The sequence below is a fragment of the Bacillus sp. CH_48 genome (genome assembly GCF_038008465.1).
GTDB lineage: Bacteria > Bacillota > Bacilli > Bacillales > Bacillaceae_G > Bacillus_A > Bacillus_A thuringiensis_S.
Map to the genome: position 1 here is coordinate 4,883,382 of NZ_JBBOZF010000001.1, position 17,896 is coordinate 4,901,277.

The window sequence follows — 17,896 nt, forward strand, 5'->3', positions numbered from 1 at the left end:
GTGAATATACAGCTCTTATTACGTACTTATACGCTATAATGATAGCGCTTTATTTCCGTTCGAAAATTCGGCACAAACTACTAGACTTTTATGATGGAAAGTTTTACAATCGAAATGTGAACAAAATGTGACAGTTTATATTCCATTATAAAAGAAAAGGATGGTGTTCATTATGAAAACTGCACAACATGAAACGATTTCAAATCGCGAGTTTTATTTCGTACTATATATGATGTTATTGTATGTTACTGGCTGGGTAATCGATGTAAATGGTTTATTCTTAAGCTCCTACTTTAATTTAGCAGGAGAAATTATGCTTCCATTAGTTGGTGGGATTGTTGGACTGTTCATTATGTCTATTAATAAACAACAAACGAAATAATAGTATTACAAAAGGCAGAAGACGAGCTTTCGTTTTCTGCCTTTTTTCTATTTTAGCGTATAATAGAAACATGTAATATATAAGGAGTGGTAAATATGAAAAAAGTAGAGCAATTATCTTCTCACCTATATCTTATTGATGATTTCGATTTACAGCATAATGAACGAACAGGTACGTACGTTTTATTAGGTGACGATATTACTTTAATTGAAACTTGTGCAGCCCCTTCTCTTCCGTATATTTTAGACGGCTTACAACAATTACATATTGATTTAAACGAAGTTAAAAACATTATCGTTACACATGTTCATTTAGATCACGCCGGTGCTGCTGGTTTAATGATGGAAAAATGCCCAAATGCTACGTTATATGTGCATTCTCGTGGTGCTCGTCATATGATTGATCCAACAAAACTTATTTTAGGTGCAAAAGCTGTGTACAAAGAAGATTTCGATAAACTCTTTGATCCAATTCTTCCAATTGAAGAAGAACGTGTTCATATTGTACAACATGGTGATACGTTAAAAATTGCAGAAGACCGCATCCTTACATTTTATGATACACCAGGGCATGCGAAGCACCATATTAGCATTCACGATTCATTAACAAACGGGATTTTTACTGGCGATACAATTGGAATTTATTATAGAGAACTCGCAGACGTTGATGTAGAGTTATATCTACCATCAACGTCCCCTTCACAATTCCAACCAGATGCGATGATTGCTTCTAAAAATCACATTCAAAGCATGAATGTAGATACTATTTATTTCGGTCATTACGGCGCATCCTCTCATGTTACAGAAATATATAATCAACTGGAACATTGGCTACCTATTTTCGTTCATACTGGTAAGGAAGTCTTTGAACAGTATAATGATTTCGATGAAGCGACTAAAGCTTTACAAACTTTATTAATGCATAAAATCTCTTCTCATCTTACAAAGTTAAACGTTCCAGCAGATCATTCCGTTTATAACATTTTACATCTAGATATAGAAATTAGTGCGATGGGCATTATTGATTATTTCACGAAGCAAGAAAAAGCAAACTCCACTATTAACTAACAGTAAAAGAAGAGATATACAACAGTAGTTATTGTATATCTCTTCTTTTTTTGAATATATTTTGAGTAAAGGATGGTGGAATATAATGCAAAGAGTAATGCTATACCTCTGCTTCACATTATTTATCGTCTTATTATTATTTGTTGGAGTGAAGATTCAATTTTATTTAGATACAGACGCGCAAGTGAACTTTAACGTTTATCCAAGATTATTCTACTTTACACTCTTTCCTCTTTTGGTCGGCATTTTATTACGATTCCTTCAATCCATTAATCACGAAACAAGTAAACAAAACTGGCGTTTTCAACCGGATAAGTTTATCGCTATTACAGTGCCTACAATATTAATTTCCTTTTCTCCAGCACTACTTTTCTCACCACTTGGCGAATACCTACCTTATTTAGCTAATGTTATTCTTATAAATACAACTTTTGTTACGATAATTAGTTTAATAGCTGGTTATTCACTATTAGATTGTTTTATACAAAAGGACAATGCAACGATGAAAAAATATAATTGAATGCTCTATTTAATCGTGCAAGTCAAGGATTGTACCTCCTTGGCTTGTTTTTAGAATAATTATATTCCTGTATAATACAGTTATCGAATAAAATTCGGAGGAATGATACAATGTTTTTTCAATTTTTTCTACTAGCAATCATTATGTCTTTTATTAGTGGTCGACTAATTGGTACAAAACTAAATCTTTTCAAACAAGCAAGTGCAGCAACTTTAGGTGTTTCACTTACGTCAGCTCTGTATTGGTTTTTATATTTACGATATCAAGATGAATCGGTTGTCGGTGTTGATAGATATTTTTGGCTAGGAAGCTCATTAATTGTATCCATGCTTTGTTACCTAGTTTTTGAATTATTTGATCCTATTAGACGGGGCGAAATGGATGACGTAGTAACGGAAAGCCGAAATCCTATTTCAAAATTCTTCGCAAAGGTTGGTAGACAAAAAAGATATATGCGTGTCTCTTCTATTGCAATAAAACACGGAATGGGTAAATATTTAGCTTTAAAGCGCTCGCCAGAAGCAGATCGTAAGCTCGCCACTTCACTTCGAAATACACTAGAAGAATGCGGCGGTGTATTTATTAAATTCGGACAAGTTTTATCAACTCGCTCTGATTTATTACCACCTGCTTTTATTCACGAGTTATCAAACCTTCAGGAAAATGTAACGCGTTTATCACAAAAACAAGTTGAAGAAATATTAAAAAAGGAACTACATATACCAAAAGATGAAATTTTCAGCTCCTTTGAAATGGAACCGTTAGCTGCCGCCTCTATTGGCCAAGTACATAAAGCGAAGTTGAAAGAAAACGACCAGGATGTCGTCGTTAAACTACTACGTCCTAATATTTCTGAGACAATTAAACGTGACTTAGATATTTTAATTCATTTTTCTTTATGGATTTCCAACAAATCAACTTGGGCTAAAAATATCGGATTTCTTGATTTAGCACATGGCTTCTCCATCGCAATGAAAGAAGAAATTGATTTCAAAATTGAGGCTCGTAACTTCGAACAAGTGTCTGATTCACTAAAAAATAGCGAAACGAAAGTAAAAATACCGAAAGTATATAAAGAATACAGTAATTCAAAAATACTTGTGCTTGAATTTTTAGATGGAGTAAGTGTTAAAAGTGGGTCAGCATTATTAAATGAATTACAAATTGATACGAAAAAAGTACAACGACAACTCTTTGATTGTATTTTAGAGCAAATTTTCTTTAAAGGTATTTTCCATGCAGACCCTCATCCAGGTAATGTGTATATTCTTCGTGATGGCACACCTGCATTACTTGATTTCGGTTCCGTCGGGCGATTAGGAACACTACAACAAGATGCATTCAAGCGACTACTTATCGGCTTTGAGCGCAAAAATTCTTATGTCTTGCTTGATGGACTGCTTCAATTAGTTGAAAAGAAGCCAAATGTTGATAAAGAGGCATTAGAACAATCTATCAGTCAATTATTAATCCAAAGTACGTATGGTTCTACAAATGGTTCTGAAGAATTCATTCAGGGGCTATTTCAAATAATCGCTGAGTTTGAATTAGCATTTTATCCAATGGTTGCAGGGGCTTTCCGTTCTCTAATTACGCTAGAAGGAACGATGCTGCAACTAAATCCCGAATTCAATTTAATGGACGAAGCGAAACGCTTTGCGAAAGATCATGCAGCTAGTTTCATGTCAGTTAACAATTATTCTAGTTTAAAAGAAGCTGCAACAAACGAATTACTCGCTATGTTACCTGCCATGCGACGCATTCCTAGAAAACTAGATGATTTAAGTTCAAAACTAGAAAACGGAGAACTATCCGTTAAGGTTGGCTTTTTCTCTGACGAAACAAATGCATCGTTTATTACTACATTTATCTCACAATTCCTCATTGCATTTATTGGAACTGCATTTGGTGGGATTTCGGTAGGCGTATTGCATTTAGCAAACAGTGCGACAGAGCCAAATGATCAATTTTTAAGTGTCGTTGGTTACGGTGGTTTATTTATAAGTGCGATATTACTTGTAAGAGTCGCTATTCATGCGGTAAGGAAATTTAAGTAATAATAAAATGAGTATACAATCACGTAGATTGTATACTCATTTTTTATTGTTTACATATTCAATATGTAATAGTTAAACGAAAGAAAGCTTTGAGCTTTTTTACTTATCTCACCTTTTCATCTACATACTCCATAAACTGCTCCGCTTTAATAAATCTTTCTTTGTACGCCTCAGGTACTTCTTCTACTGTTATCCCGCCACTCGATTTCGTTTTTACTAACACAGTTTGATATGACATTAATGCCTCCATATATTGTTCATACTCTTCAGGAGTTAGTACTTCTTTACTAGATTTATGGCCATTTAATTTATCAAAATACGGATGAAGCTCCATTACTACCTTTTTCAATTCCTCTTTTTTAGCTGGTGATAATTGATCGTAATCTATATTACCGTTCGAATCTCCGTACGCAAGCTTTGCACTAGTTAATTTTTTCATTTCTTTTGTAAACTCTTCATATTCCTTCGTACCCATTTCATCTTTCGCTTCTGATAATTTTGCATTAAAACGCATATACGTTTCTAATGTCATTGCTCCGGCATGTTTTTTTAAATTCTCAAAAGATCCGTATATACCATCCGCCATAATAGATTGATACGCAAAACCAGTCGTCGGGATTAAAAGAGCTGCTGCAAGCACTCCTGCAATAAGATGTTTCTTTCTCTTACGCCCTCCTTGATTCATTTTAATTTGAACGATTACTTTTTCTTTTAACTCCGGCGGGGCAACAATCCCCTTCGCTTCTTCTCGTATAGATTCTCTAACTCTACAATCTAAACTCATTTCACATTCCCTACCTCTCCTAAAAAGATTTCTTCTACTTGCTCTTTTTGACGTAGTTTCTTTAATGCCGAATGAATTCTAGATTTCACAGTACCAATTGGAATATGTAATATTTGTGCTACTTCTTCTTGTGAATAATCGTGTAAGTATCTTAAGATAATAACTTGTTTCAATTTATACGGTAATTTATGAATGAGTTCAATTAGTTTTTTGTTTGATATTTTACTTACAACATCGTTAGAAAAATCAATTTGTACTGGTTTTCTTTGCTCTTCTGCTTTTTTTATAATGCGTAGTCGCATCCACCTCTTTCTTCTATAAGAGTGAATTTGTTTAATCGCAAGTCCAATTAGCCAAGGACGAAATGGCTTCTCACTATCATACTTACGAAGCGATTCATATAGTTGTATGTATATTTCTTGAACGACATCATCTACATCTGTTTTATCTTCAATTAAAAAATGTGCTGTTTTATATACTTCTTGAATCGTTTTATCATACAATTCGCTATACGCTTCTTTATTTCCTGATAAAGTCAATTGGATTAAATTTGTATACACTGTTTCATCCTTCACATACCATCCCTCCTTTGTCCTACACTATATATTGGCAAGTAATTACTATTTCGTTCGATTTTTTAATTTTTTTATATAGATTAATATAATGATTCAATATGTACATAAGCTTCACTTATAAAGTCGCATAACTATTATATAATTTCCCAATTTCTAATGAACATTTAAAATGTTTTATATAGTCAAATTTAGGAGGACATATAATGAAAGCTATCGTTGTAACGTCGTTCGGTGGTCCTGAAGTGATGAAATATACAGATGTGGATATACCCGCTATTTCAGAAGATCAAGTTTTAATTCGTGTTGTTGCTACTAGTGTGAATTTCGCCGATATTAAATCCCGTTATGGTAAAAAAGGAAATAAAGCACTACCTTTTATACCAGGGATAGATGCCGCTGGTATTGTAGAACGTGTCGGTTCTCAAGTGAAAAATATTCATCCTGGACAACGTGTCATTGCTTTTCCTCAAAATGGATCTTACGCAGAATACGTTGTCGCAAACGAAAACCTTACTTTCGTTTTACCTGATGAAGTCGATTTTCAAACTGCAGCTGCTTGTCCGATTGTATCTTTTACAAGCTATAATTTACTCGCAAATGTTGCAAGGCTTCAACAAGGCGAGTCTGTACTCATTCATGCTGCGGCTGGCGGAATTGGTACAACAGCTATTCAACTTGCAAAACGATTAGGGGCTGGAACCGTTATTGGTACTGTCGGAAGTGAAGTAAAAAGAAAAATAGCTTTAAATGCTGGAGCTGATTATGTTATTTGTCACCAAGATGAGGATTTTGTAAAGAAAGTCAACGAACTGACAAACGGTGAAGGGGTTGATGTAATTTTAGACTCTATTTCTGGAACGGTTTCAGAAAAAAGTTTAAATTGTCTCGCTTATTATGGTCGCCTCATTCATTTCGGTAATGCTAGCGGTGAAATTGGTAATTTCCAAACGAAAGATTTACACGCAAGTTGTCGCTCTATACTCGGTTTTAGCTTTGGCACTACACGAAAAAAACGTCCTGAACTACTCCAAGAAACTGCAAATGAAGTTTTCCGTTATTTACGTGATGGCAGTCTAAAAGTAAAAGCAACGAAATCTTTTCCGCTTCAAGATGCAGGGAAAGCACATGAATGGGTCGAAAGTAGAAAAAGTACAGGGAAAGTAATACTAACTGTTCAGTCCTCTTCCTGAAATGAATACTTGAAACCGAGGTGTCATTCATGGGATCACGAATTATGCATGCTATTATCGCTATCAAGATTGCCGAAAAACTATATATCCAAGATAAAACTTCTTTCATACTTGGAGGTGTAGCCCCTGATGCGGTTCATTCAGCAGAAGAAAAAGGAACTTCACACTTTTACGCTGGTACAACGAAAAACTATACGAGAAGGATAGATTTCAATTCTTTTTTTCAAAAATATAAAGCTCATATGGATTCCCCTTTTCTCTTAGGCTATTACACCCATCTCATTGCCGATGACAATTGGCTAAGCGGCTTTTTTCTACCTTGGCTAAAAAATAGAATCGAAAATGACGAAACGATCGCACCCCTGTACTATAACGATTTTAAATTATTAAATGCAAAGTTGCTTCATCATTACGATACAGAACAGCAACTCTTCTCTCTTCTCAACCAAGAGGCTCACATCATGGATATTGAAGAAGTTTCTAAAGAAAACGTTTTTTCTTTTCGAAAGTATCTTTTTGAAGATATGTTGTATCCGGAGCAAAATTTGCATGAAGACTTACAAGTGTTTACGTTTGACCAAATCGTTGGTTATATTGAGACAGCCATTGAAAAAGGCGTATTTTATATTAATCAATTCTCTAATGAAAAATCCACTTCAAACATGTAATCCCCCTCAATATATTTGAGGGGGATTTTCACATAGTAATATTACTATTTGTTCTTTTCCATAACCGCAAAATAATTCCCTTCGCTATCAGCAAAGTTAAATACTTTACCAGAAGGCATAGTTACCATTTCTCCAACAGTAACATTTTTATTTTTTAAATCTGCATATAATTGATCCAGATTTTCTGAGAAGAACATTAAGGACGGTGTACCAAGATTTAATTCTGGGCTCATTTTCGAAATAACTTCTTTATTATGTAGTATAATGCTCGTTTCAGCACCATTAGTCGGAGCGATTTCAATCCATCTCATTCCTTGCTTGTTATCTTCCTCTGCTACTACATGAAACCCTACCTTTTCCGTCCAAAAATTTACTGCCTCATCTTGATTATTTACATACAGCATAATTTGTCCAACTTTATGGATCATTTCATTTCCCCCTAATGGTTTTTTATATTCTATGTAGGTTTCCACAGGTGCTATCGTTATTCCTTTTGAGTTGGTATGTACTTCTTTGCAAAATTTATCGACTGACTCATCCCATCCAGTTCGTCAAAATAATCATTTCTTTCAATCATGTTATATCCGTCGAATCCAATTTCATCTAATACTTTGAAAAATATATCGAAATCCACTTCACCATTTCCTACTGCTACTTCTATATACTTACTTGAACGATCGCTTTTCACTTCTTTACAATCTTTAATATGAGTTTGTACTATATAATCTTTTAATAGTAATAAACTTTCTTCCGGATTTTCATTTACATCACTTATTAAATTTGCTGGGTCAAAGTTAACAGCTAGTCCTTTCGAGTTTACAGTTTCTAAAAATTGTTTTAATACTATTGTTTTTTCAGATCCCGTCTCAATAGCAAAGACTCCCCCAAGTTTGAATGCTAATTCCCCTATCTCATAACAAACCCGTATCATTTTATCATAGTACTCACTTTTTTCATCATCTGGAACTTTCCCAATATGAGCTGTTATTATCTTTGCTCCCAGCTCCAAACCTCTGTCAGTAATATATTTAATCTGATCTATTGCACTGTCAACTTCTGTTCCTGTAATTCCATTTTCTCCAAAACTAATTGCTAATGATGGAATCTTTATTCCATTAAAAGATAAGCTTTTCTTTAAAGCAGTCCATTCTACCACTGGAATATTAGCTAAGTTGAAGTTTTTATTCATAGCATATAATTGAATATATTCTAAATCCCATTCCCTTGCTTTTTGTATTCCTTCGTTTACTTCAATATGTTTCGTATTCAAAAACATTCCTAATTTCCTATCCATATATGTACCTTCTTTTTATTATTTCGCATCAATTTAATATTCGACTTTTTTTATATTACTTCCTTTTACATATGTTGATTTAAAAAATGATGATAGATACATTTTAATAACCATTAATAAACCTCCTTGTATTATTCAATTGCAAATAAAAAAAGACGTAACTACAAATAGTTACGCCTTCCCCATTATTTATCTAGGCTTTTTCTTCCCAGTAAATGCTGGTTTCTTTTTCTTTGGTGCTTTCGGTTTCGTTTCTACGAATGATCCGTTGAACATTTCTTGCTTCGTAAATACGATGCCTAGTTTTTTCGCAAATTGCAGTAATTTACGTTCTTCTTGTTCTGTTACAAGAGAAACTACTGTTCCTTCTTTACCCATACGTCCAGTACGTCCTGAGCGGTGAATGTATTGGTCTACTGTGTCTGGTAACTCTAAGTGAATTACATGTGTTAAATCATCAATATCGATACCGCGTGCTGCAATATCAGTAGCAAGGAGAATCTCTAGTTTCCCACCACGGAATGCACGCATCGTCGCTTCACGCTCTTGCTTACTTGCTTCTGCATGAAGAGCTGCTGCTTTCATTTTACGGAATTGCAATTTCTGAGTAATTTCATCTAAACGGAATGGGTCATTTAAGAAAGCAACTGCTTTTACATCGCCCATATGCATAATTCTTCTTACGTAATCATTTTTTTCGCGTCGCTCACAAATGATATACGTATGTTCAACTAAGCTTTTTGACTCTGCACGTGTTATACGCACTAATTGTGGTTCAACTGCTAAATCGCGTGCAGCATCTTCTGCCGCTTTTGTAATTGTCGCCGAGAAGAATACTAATTGACGATCTCGCATTGTAGATTTAATTACATCTTGTACTGCGCCCATCATCTTTTGTTTTACAATTTGATCAAACTCATCAAATACAATCGTTTTTACTTCATGCATCTTTAACTTTTTCATTCGAATTAATTCTAAAATACGTCCTGGTGAACCGACAATTACTCTCGGGTGTTTCTTTAATTTTTCAACTTGGCGCTTAATATCTGCACCACCAATTAAAGATGCCCCTGAAATTTCAGTTCCTGCTGTAAACTTTTGAACCTCTTCATGAATTTGCATGACAAGTTCACGTGTTGGTGCTAAAACAACAACTTGTGGCTGTTTTACTTCAGGATTAATTTTATGTAAAAGGGGTAATAAGTACGCTAATGTTTTTCCTGTTCCAGTTGGAGATTCAGCTATAACGTCTTGTCCTTCTAAAATAGTTGGAATCGCTTGTTTTTGAATTTCAGTTAATTCTTTAAAACCAGCCTTCTCCCAAGCTTCTTGTAAAAATGGTTGCATATCTTTTATCATTTGTTTTTCTCCTTTATCTCTATTTTTGAAGAAAATGCTGTATTGTTCGCACCGTTTCTATCATGTGTGAAATAACAGCTATTAAATCATCAACATGGTCTTCTGTAATCGCTTTTTGAAATAGAACCTCTACCTTATTATGATATGAAATCGCTTGCTTATTATATTCGTATGAAACTTTCTGCATAATCATTCTTTCTTTTCCCCATATAGAACGCATTAAAGTTTCAATTTCTTCGCATCCTACTTCTGGTTGTTCTAACGGGAATGAAAATGCTAGCTTCATTTCACAACCTGGTGTAAACTGAGGCACTTCTAGTATTTCACCAGACAAGTTCTTTGCATCCACAGATAATGAAAATGTTGCTTCTACTAATGGTTCAAACGGTTCTGTTAATTGAAATGAGATATGATATATACGACTTAATGAAGCAAGGTCCATCATATCTTTTCGATCTGTTACAAGAATATCTCCATGTAGATCAAAATCATACACAGCACCTTCTACGATTACTTTTAAATTGTCAAAAGCAGTTGGATCAAACATAATTTCCTCCAAAAAACAGGCGCCTTTCGATGGAAAGGCGCCACTTGATGTATATATAGTTTACAGATAAACGAGATGAATTACAACCTTTTAGAATAAACCTACTGCTTTTCCATCTTCATTTACATCCATTTGAAGTGCTGCTGGTTGTTTTGGAAGACCTGGCATTGTTAACATTGTACCTGTTAACGCAACGATAAAGCCTGCACCGATAGATGGTTTTAACTCACGAATTGTAACGATAAAGTCAGATGGACGACCTAATTTTGTTGCATCGTCAGAAAGAGAGTATTGAGTTTTCGCCATACAAACTGGTAGGTTACTCCAACCTTCTCCTTCATATTGAGCTAATTGCTTACGTGCTTTCGGAGCAAATTCAATATCTTTTGCGCCATATACTTTTTGAGCAATTGTACGAATTTTTTCTTCTAAGGGTAATTCTAATTCATAAAGTGGTGCGTAGTTGTTTTCACCTTTTTCGATTTCTTTTAGTACTTTTTCAGCAAGATCAACTCCGCCTTGGCCACCTTTCTCCCAAACTTCTGTTAAGGATACTGCATAGCCACGCTCATTACACCACTCTTGTAAGTATGTAACTTCTGCATCTGTATCTGTAATGAATTTATTAATTGCAATTACGAAAGGCACACCGAAGCTTTGAATTGTTTCAACATGCTTCTGTAAGTTTTCCATACCTTTTGCTAATGCATCTACATTTTCTTCTTTTAATTGATCTTTTGCAACGCCGCCATGCATTTTAAGCGCACGAATAGTCGCAACAATAACAACTGCTTCTGGTTTAATACCAGCTGCACGGGCTTTAATATCTAAAAACTTTTCAGCGCCTAAATCAGCACCGAATCCAGCTTCTGTAATAACATAATCACCTAATTTTGCTGCCATTGTCGTAGCGATAACACTGTTACAACCGTGAGCAATATTCGCAAATGGTCCACCATGAATAATAGCTGGTGTATTTTCTAACGTTTGTACTAAGTTTGGCTTTAATGCGTCTTTTAATAATAGCGTTAACGCACCTTCTACACCTAAATCTTTAACCGTCACAGGTTGATTTGCAAAGTTATAAGCAACTACGATGCGAGATAGACGTGCTTTTAAGTCTTGAATATCTGTTGCAAGGCAGAACACGGCCATAATTTCAGATGCTACTGTAATGTCAAAACCGTCTTCACGTGGTACACCTTGTACAGGTCCACCAAGACCAATTACTACATTACGAAGGGCACGATCATTTAAGTCAACACAGCGTTTCCAAACGATTTTACGCGTATCAATTCCAAGTGTGTTTCCTTGTTGGATATGATTATCAATAAACGCTGCTAATGCGTTATTGGCAGTTGTGATCGCATGGATATCTCCAGTAAAGTGAAGGTTAATGTCTTCCATTGGTACGACTTGTGAAAAACCGCCACCTGCTGCTCCACCTTTTAATCCCATCGTTGGTCCAAGAGATGGTTCACGAAGTGCAATTACTGTTTTCTTACCAATTTTATTAAAAGCTTGACCTAAACCAACTGTTACTGTTGATTTACCTTCTCCAGCTGGAGTTGGGTTAATCGCTGTTACTAAAACAACTTTACCGTCTTTCTCATCTTGTAAGCGCTTAAAAATATCAAGAGATAACTTACCTTTATAATGCCCGTATGGCTCTAATTCATCTTCTAAAATATTTAAATCAGCTGCAATTTCTTGGATCTTCTTCATACTCGCTTCTTGTGCGATTTCAATATCGGATTTCACTGTTGTAGTAGTTGTCATATACCCTAGTCCCCCTTTAATTGGTTCTGATGATATTGTATCAGTTTTTTGTATTTTCTGCACTTATTTACCTCCTAAAAATTCTTTCATTTCTTTATACGTTTTTTAACATAAATACCCATAAGAATGTTAACGATTGTTGTAACTCTGTAGGTAGTTGACCTAGCATCTTCTCATTTACTCCGCGCTTATATACGCCGATGCCATCTACAACTTCAAAACCTTGTTCTTTCGCTAACTGTTCAAATTCCCAAGGCATCATCGTATTACAAACAACGTCTTTTCCATACAAGCGAGGATAACTGTTCTCTCGTGGCTTTGCTGTCGGTCCTAAAATTGCAATACATGCATATCCATCTTTCTTTAACACACGCTTTATTTCATTTAACGCTCGTAATGGCTCTTCCGTCCATTCTAAAGAATTAATTGCCATAATTGATTCAAATTGCTCATTTTCAAATGGTAATGCAGAAAGATCTCCTTTTATAAAAGATAAATTTGGTCCTTCTCCGCGCTCCTTACCTTTTTGAATCATCACTTCCGATAAATCTACTCCCACTGCTTTATAGCCTGCGCGACTTAATTTATATGTACCGTACCCATCACCACAACCAACATCGAGCACTTGTGCTTCTTTCTTCACGTATTGTTCAAAAAACGGAATAATTGTGCTCCTACTCCCGCTATCCCACATTTCCTGACTATTTTGATTCCAAAACTCCGCACTACTATCCCATTTCTTCTCTGCTGATTCATGCCAATTAAATGTTGTCATACATTCCCCTACCTTCACGTATTATCATTCATTTCATTCTACATCATTTTCCAAAATTCCTGTTTTATCCCGCTTGCAGTAAGACACCTACCCCAAAATTCAATGGATGCGGACCAGTTAATGGGAGAGAATTGCTCATAAAAATCCAATTGTCGCTGGCTGATAATCAGTCCTAGTGGAAAAAATTCCACACTTTATCTTCAATAGGAGATGGATATGTTAACGATGGAATGCGTATTCTCCAATTTTTGCTTTACTTGGGTTTAACTCATACTCATGCTCTTCTCATTTTGAAAGATACTATAGATACACCCAATTGAAAGAGAGGGATGTACATGCGAAGAAAGAGAAATCATCATTTTAAAAGTGGTGAAAAAAACGAAGAGTATGCTGCTGAAATATCACCAGCTGGCATTCCAATTAGACATAAGCGTAAAGAAATTGCAAATGAGATAGAAGGTACAAATACCGGCGCAATGGTAGGCTATGTCGCCTTATTTCTTTCGTTATTCTCCATTGCTTTTTATCCCGTTACGCTTGGCTCCCTAGCAATTTTAGTTGGCCTATTAGCTGTCAATTTCGGAGCAAGAACACTTGGATATACAGCAATTGGCTTTGGTAGTTTTTCTGTTTTATTTACTTTACTTTATCCGCTTGCTTTGTCAGCGTTTTAAAAAAACACACCAAGTTATACTTGGTGTGTTCATTCATGATACAACATAATATGACCGCATCCACAACAATGTTTCGCTGTAATTTCTTGAAACACTGGATAATTTTCTTCATCTCGATGCTCAATAAATACTTTTTCAAATCGATACATGTTTGGTGCATATGCCCAATCTTGTTTCGTACGTGCATATAACGTTGAGGAAAAAAACTCCTCACCACCGCAAACGATACATGTGTTCTTCATCGCTATCCCTCCTATGCTTGTCTTACTTCATCTATATGAACATAAGCATAAAAAAAAGACCTTCTATTACTAGAAAGTCTTCTCTGAAACAAAAAGAAATGTACCAAACATTCCTACTCCGCTATATTCTTTTGAAACACCAGCTTCTGTTTTAAATGTTTGCTTTACAGTCATAAAGAATACACCATTTCGTGCATCTGTACTTTCAAATTGTAGTTTTTCTTTTTTACCATCTACATTTTGCGTGCATTCAAAACTACTCTCATTACAATTCAGCGCATACTTATCCTCTACATACACTTTAAAATCTGATTCTTTCGGACAAGTTATAAGTAATATTGCCACGAGAATAATACTTATAATACCCACAATTGTATAATATTTCTTCATTTGTACTCCTTTCAAATGACAAGAAAACTTGACTTCATACGCCAAGTTTTCTTAGTCAACAACCCATTGCCACTCTTGTTCTTTCTTATCAAAAATGAGCCAACCTGTTTCTGTTGCTTCCTCTTTCAATTCATCGATATTATCTAACACCTCATCCGTACTTTCATACGAACCAACTACATATACCGGAATTTCAAGACCTCTTCTTGACTCAATCTTCCCTGCCAGATCTATGTAAAGACCATCTTCCATTAGTGGAATCAGCCCCATGATCAATTCTTTTGAAATTGCTGGGAAAATTTTTGATTTTTGGAAGAAAGAAAAACGTTTCTTACCGAAAGCACCGAGTTTATACGGAATGACTTTACTTAACATTCCTACAAAATCAGCAATTCTACGATAATACACTTTGTTGTACCATCCGTCATCATGTGAAAAATAAACAAATCGATTTTTCAACAGCGGAAAGAATGTTCTTGCAAGTGGTTCTTTTTTGTGAGCCAAATATAATAATTCTGCAATTTCTTTCGGCTCTAATTCATCTAAATCGCTTGCATCATCAAAATCTACCCAACAAAATTCATCAAATTCATCAATCTCTGCTTGAATTAACTTATGTATATTTTCTTCCTCAACATATTCAAATAAAGTATGATAATGAAAATCCGTCCATTCAAAGTTGTGCTTCAAAAGCAACACTTGATGAAGCGGTGAAGGGATGTTACTCGCAAACTCTTTAAACGTAATTCCTGATGTAATAAAACAATGACCTCGACGATTACCATTAATATATATCATATTCTTTACTTGGTCAGATCCTCCAGACAAAGCACCTAGCCACCTTCGTTTTATATGTTTCAATTCTATAGCATATTTTAACATGAAAAATTTTAGAAACATAGAAAAAACTTCAAAAACTATTTACAATTTCATGTGTTTTATTACATAGTGATTACAAGAAAAAACGCCTGCTCATAAGCAGGCGTTTTTAAAGGATTTCATCAGGGTTTTGAGGATGATGATTTCCCTCTTTCTTTTCTTCTTTTTGGAACATCGATTGAATTTTATCAATTGTTTGCGGAGCTAATTCAATCATTTTTTCTGCTAAATGTGTCGCATTTTGTAAATGAAGAATATTTACTCCATCTTTATTCACCACAAGAAATGCTACTGGTGTAATCGAAACACCACCCGCGCTACCGCCACCAAATGCAGCGTTACCGTTCGCTCTTTGTCCATCATTCGTTTGGAAATCAGAACCTCCTGCTCCAAAACCGAACGCTACTTTAGAAACCGTTAACACCACACCACCGTCAGCCGTTTGAACAGGCTCTCCAACAATCGTATTTACATCAACCATTTCTTTTAAATTTTCCATTGCTGCTTTCATTAACCCTTGAATTGGATGATCCACCGTTCATAACCTCCTTTGTCATATCTTTCCTAGTTTTTCCGAAAGTTTGTGAACTAAACATAAAATTTTATATTGATTTCAAAAAACTTAAGTTGTAATATTTAGAAAAATAAAAAAGAGGTCGATTCGTTATGATGCGAAAATTAACAAAGAAAGATCATGAACAAGTATTCGCTTATCTAAAAGAAGAAGCAGCCCTTAACTTGTTTATTATTGGAGATATTGAAGCTTTCGGTTATGACACAGATTTTCAAGAATTATGGGGAGTATTTAAAGAGAATGGAACATTAAAATCAATTCTACTCCGATTCCACGATTCATTTATACCCTATAGTAAAGAAGAATTTATTACCACTGATTATGAGGCACTTCTTTCCGCATATAAGCCACTTAAACTCTCTGGTAAGTCGACTATCGTAGAACAATTTGAAACTGCTTCAAATATACAACTAGGTACTAAAAATGAAATGTATTTTTGCGAATGTCTAAATGACAACAACTTACCTAGCACACCAATTCATGAAACAATTAAACTTGCCTCACTCGATGATATAGAACGAATTATGAAATTACGAAGTGACATCGCTGAATTCCCGACTGCTAATGAATCAGAGAAAATATTAAGACAAGCTCTCGAAACCAATACAGGACGTACATATTATATTGAAAAAGATGGCGCAATCATCGCATCCGCCTCAACTTCCGCTGAAAATTCATTATCCGCTATGGTAGTTGGCGTATGCACACATCCGAATTATCGCGGAAATGGATATGCTTCACTCATACTACAAAAAATGATTCAAGAATTTACGAAAGAAGGCCGAACACTTTGTTTATTTTATAACAATCCAGCTGCTGGACGAATTTATAAACGTCTAGGGTTTAAAGACATCGGGATGTGGACGATGTATCGATAATAAGAGGTACTCTATAAGCGAAAATAGTTGTAACTTTGCAATAAAAGCTGATTACACAAAACTTCACACCATTATTATGAAGATAAAGAAACTACTTGCGAACCATGACTTTAACTAAAAATTGTTATGTATTCAAACTAAATTTAGACAGATAAACGCCCCAATTGTTATATCTACTCTAGCAATTGGGGTGGCATGTTTATTCTCAAATCCTTTCCACTACTAATAGAAATATTTATCACACTTATGTCACTATTATGATAGTAATCATTTTAGAAACCCTTTTTTGTTCATTTCATCATCACACTACCCACTCTACATTTTCGATCAGATAACCTACTAATCACTTTAATCACCTTACATAATTAAATTTTCTTTTAGAAGTTAAAATACTCTCCTGTAAATTCTTACTTTTCTATCATCAAAACTTACAGTACTCACTTTCTATATGCCTTACGTTTCGATTTACTTTTTTTATTTTTCTTTTGATATCTTGGAGTTTCTCTTTTATGTTGCTCCCATGTTTTATTAAATGACGTAAATTTAAACCTGCAATATGCTAATAGCTGAAATTCAGCTGCTCCGATTGCTATCGTATACATTAAAAAGGTCCCTACTATATACATAAATAAATCATCAAACCCATAATCGTTATGAAAATATATCAAAATAAGAATAGTTACTGCGTATAGTGTAGCCCACTTCATCATCTTTCCTTTTGTTTCACTAAAGAAAGAAGTAGACCTTTCATCCATACTAAACGCACCTTTACTCGCTTGTTTAAATGTATCAATTGTTGTCAAAACATGAAAAATTACTGCTCCTAAAAGCAATAAACCCGCATACAGTATTGTAATCCAATCAATTGAATTATTAGCCATTTTAGTAACAGTCAAAGCAATAGGAGCTATTGTTGCCAATTGGAATGAACATAATAATACGACAAGGGTTTGTAGTTTTTGAAATTTAAATTGAGCTATCGGAAATGAATAAATGACGAAAAGAATTATTTGTATAATATATAAGAATACTTCTAACTTAACAATTCCTATATTAAAGAGAAGCATGCAGTAATCCCACCCAGCTGATAAAACAATAGAAAAAATTGTTATTGAACTAAATAGTATTCCTCCAAAGATAAACCCTGTAGCACCCTCAGGACTTAAACGATCATTACATGTCATCCTAAACTTATCTAAATCTTCTTCTTTTATATTCCACATCCTGGCCCTTCACCTTCTATACGTTTCAATTATTTTTCG

At 34.7% G+C, this 17,896-nt stretch carries 21 protein-coding genes; 8 read left to right on the top strand and 13 right to left on the bottom strand.

The window, feature by feature from the left end; all coding sequences use genetic code 11:
• Positions 1-172: 172 nt before the first annotated feature.
• The 4 genes from N2V92_RS24560 to N2V92_RS24575 all read left to right on the top strand — a co-directional run bounded on the left by N2V92_RS24560 (position 173) and on the right by N2V92_RS24575 (position 4,026).
• The gene (locus N2V92_RS24560; RefSeq protein WP_000844984.1) at positions 173-382 is read left to right on the top strand and encodes a DUF3925 domain-containing protein; all 210 of its coding nucleotides are present in this window, start codon (positions 173-175) and stop codon (positions 380-382) included.
• A gap of 95 nt (positions 383-477) precedes the next feature.
• A complete protein-coding gene (locus N2V92_RS24565) occupies positions 478-1,449 on the top strand; it encodes an MBL fold metallo-hydrolase (RefSeq protein ID WP_016077804.1) in 972 nt (323 codons plus the stop codon).
• An 85-nt stretch (positions 1,450-1,534) separates the two neighbouring features.
• Positions 1,535-1,969 carry a hypothetical protein gene (locus N2V92_RS24570; protein ID WP_001190001.1) on the top strand — a complete coding sequence of 145 codons (435 nt, stop codon included), beginning with the start codon at positions 1,535-1,537 and terminating at the stop codon, positions 1,967-1,969.
• Between the two features lie 110 nt (positions 1,970-2,079).
• Positions 2,080-4,026: an ABC1 kinase family protein gene (locus N2V92_RS24575; RefSeq protein WP_000465998.1), complete on the top strand. Its 1,947-nt coding sequence runs from the start codon at positions 2,080-2,082 to the stop codon at positions 4,024-4,026.
• Positions 4,027-4,129: 103 nt separating this feature from the next.
• Here the strand turns inward: N2V92_RS24575 and N2V92_RS24580 are convergent, their stop codons facing one another.
• On the bottom strand, positions 4,130-4,810 hold the full coding sequence (locus tag N2V92_RS24580; protein ID WP_000050700.1) for a DUF3600 domain-containing protein: 681 nt from the start codon (positions 4,808-4,810) through the stop codon (positions 4,130-4,132).
• Positions 4,807-5,385, bottom strand: a complete 579-nt coding sequence (locus N2V92_RS24585; RefSeq protein WP_000651123.1) for a sigma-70 family RNA polymerase sigma factor — start codon at positions 5,383-5,385, stop codon at positions 4,807-4,809. Before N2V92_RS24585 ends, N2V92_RS24580 begins: the two co-directional genes overlap by 4 nt.
• A gap of 203 nt (positions 5,386-5,588) precedes the next feature.
• Between N2V92_RS24585 and N2V92_RS24590 the strand changes: the two genes are divergently transcribed.
• A complete protein-coding gene (locus tag N2V92_RS24590) occupies positions 5,589-6,575 on the top strand; it encodes a quinone oxidoreductase family protein (RefSeq protein ID WP_000644643.1) in 987 nt (328 codons plus the stop codon).
• A 29-nt stretch (positions 6,576-6,604) separates the two neighbouring features.
• Positions 6,605-7,243, top strand: a complete 639-nt coding sequence (locus tag N2V92_RS24595) for a zinc dependent phospholipase C family protein (RefSeq protein ID WP_000535582.1) — start codon at positions 6,605-6,607, stop codon at positions 7,241-7,243.
• Between the two features lie 44 nt (positions 7,244-7,287).
• Here the strand turns inward: N2V92_RS24595 and N2V92_RS24600 are convergent, their stop codons facing one another.
• From N2V92_RS24600 to N2V92_RS24625, 6 genes are all read right to left on the bottom strand, one after another.
• Entirely contained in the window at positions 7,288-7,671 is a 384-nt protein-coding gene (locus N2V92_RS24600) for a VOC family protein (RefSeq protein WP_000581472.1), read from the bottom strand.
• Between the two features lie 56 nt (positions 7,672-7,727).
• Positions 7,728-8,537: a sugar phosphate isomerase/epimerase family protein gene (locus N2V92_RS24605; RefSeq protein WP_000375201.1), complete on the bottom strand. Its 810-nt coding sequence runs from the start codon at positions 8,535-8,537 to the stop codon at positions 7,728-7,730.
• Positions 8,538-8,726: 189 nt separating this feature from the next.
• A complete protein-coding gene (locus N2V92_RS24610; RefSeq protein WP_000588599.1) occupies positions 8,727-9,896 on the bottom strand; it encodes a DEAD/DEAH box helicase in 1,170 nt (389 codons plus the stop codon).
• Positions 9,897-9,915: 19 nt separating this feature from the next.
• Positions 9,916-10,443: a hypothetical protein gene (locus tag N2V92_RS24615; RefSeq protein WP_000460216.1), complete on the bottom strand. Its 528-nt coding sequence runs from the start codon at positions 10,441-10,443 to the stop codon at positions 9,916-9,918.
• A gap of 90 nt (positions 10,444-10,533) precedes the next feature.
• On the bottom strand, positions 10,534-12,222 hold the full coding sequence (locus N2V92_RS24620; RefSeq protein ID WP_014482011.1) for a formate--tetrahydrofolate ligase: 1,689 nt from the start codon (positions 12,220-12,222) through the stop codon (positions 10,534-10,536).
• Positions 12,223-12,316: 94 nt separating this feature from the next.
• A complete protein-coding gene (locus N2V92_RS24625; RefSeq protein WP_000206579.1) occupies positions 12,317-12,997 on the bottom strand; it encodes a class I SAM-dependent methyltransferase in 681 nt (226 codons plus the stop codon).
• A 335-nt stretch (positions 12,998-13,332) separates the two neighbouring features.
• Between N2V92_RS24625 and N2V92_RS24630 the strand changes: the two genes are divergently transcribed.
• Positions 13,333-13,671, top strand: a complete 339-nt coding sequence (locus N2V92_RS24630) for a hypothetical protein (RefSeq protein WP_001253201.1) — start codon at positions 13,333-13,335, stop codon at positions 13,669-13,671.
• 29 nt (positions 13,672-13,700) lie between these two features.
• On the opposite strand, the gene N2V92_RS24635 is transcribed toward N2V92_RS24630, so the two are convergent.
• From N2V92_RS24635 to ytfJ, 4 genes are all read right to left on the bottom strand, one after another.
• Positions 13,701-13,913, bottom strand: a complete 213-nt coding sequence (locus tag N2V92_RS24635) for a hypothetical protein (protein ID WP_000798747.1) — start codon at positions 13,911-13,913, stop codon at positions 13,701-13,703.
• 69 nt (positions 13,914-13,982) lie between these two features.
• Positions 13,983-14,303 carry a hypothetical protein gene (locus N2V92_RS24640; RefSeq protein WP_000761171.1) on the bottom strand — a complete coding sequence of 107 codons (321 nt, stop codon included), beginning with the start codon at positions 14,301-14,303 and terminating at the stop codon, positions 13,983-13,985.
• 51 nt (positions 14,304-14,354) lie between these two features.
• Positions 14,355-15,131 (bottom strand): oxalate:formate antiporter, encoded by a 777-nt coding sequence (locus tag N2V92_RS24645; RefSeq protein ID WP_000014087.1) that lies wholly within the window; start codon positions 15,129-15,131, stop codon positions 14,355-14,357.
• Positions 15,132-15,291: 160 nt separating this feature from the next.
• Complete coding sequence (gene ytfJ / locus N2V92_RS24650) at positions 15,292-15,717, bottom strand: GerW family sporulation protein (protein WP_000349986.1); 426 nt, start codon at positions 15,715-15,717, stop codon at positions 15,292-15,294.
• 131 nt (positions 15,718-15,848) lie between these two features.
• On the opposite strand from ytfJ, the gene N2V92_RS24655 reads away from it, so the two are divergent.
• On the top strand, positions 15,849-16,634 hold the full coding sequence (locus tag N2V92_RS24655) for a GNAT family N-acetyltransferase (protein WP_016077805.1): 786 nt from the start codon (positions 15,849-15,851) through the stop codon (positions 16,632-16,634).
• 437 nt (positions 16,635-17,071) lie between these two features.
• Here N2V92_RS24655 and N2V92_RS24660 read toward each other — a convergent pair whose 3' ends face one another.
• Positions 17,072-17,857 (bottom strand): hypothetical protein, encoded by a 786-nt coding sequence (locus N2V92_RS24660; protein WP_016077806.1) that lies wholly within the window; start codon positions 17,855-17,857, stop codon positions 17,072-17,074.
• Between the last annotated feature and the right edge of the window lie 39 nt (positions 17,858-17,896).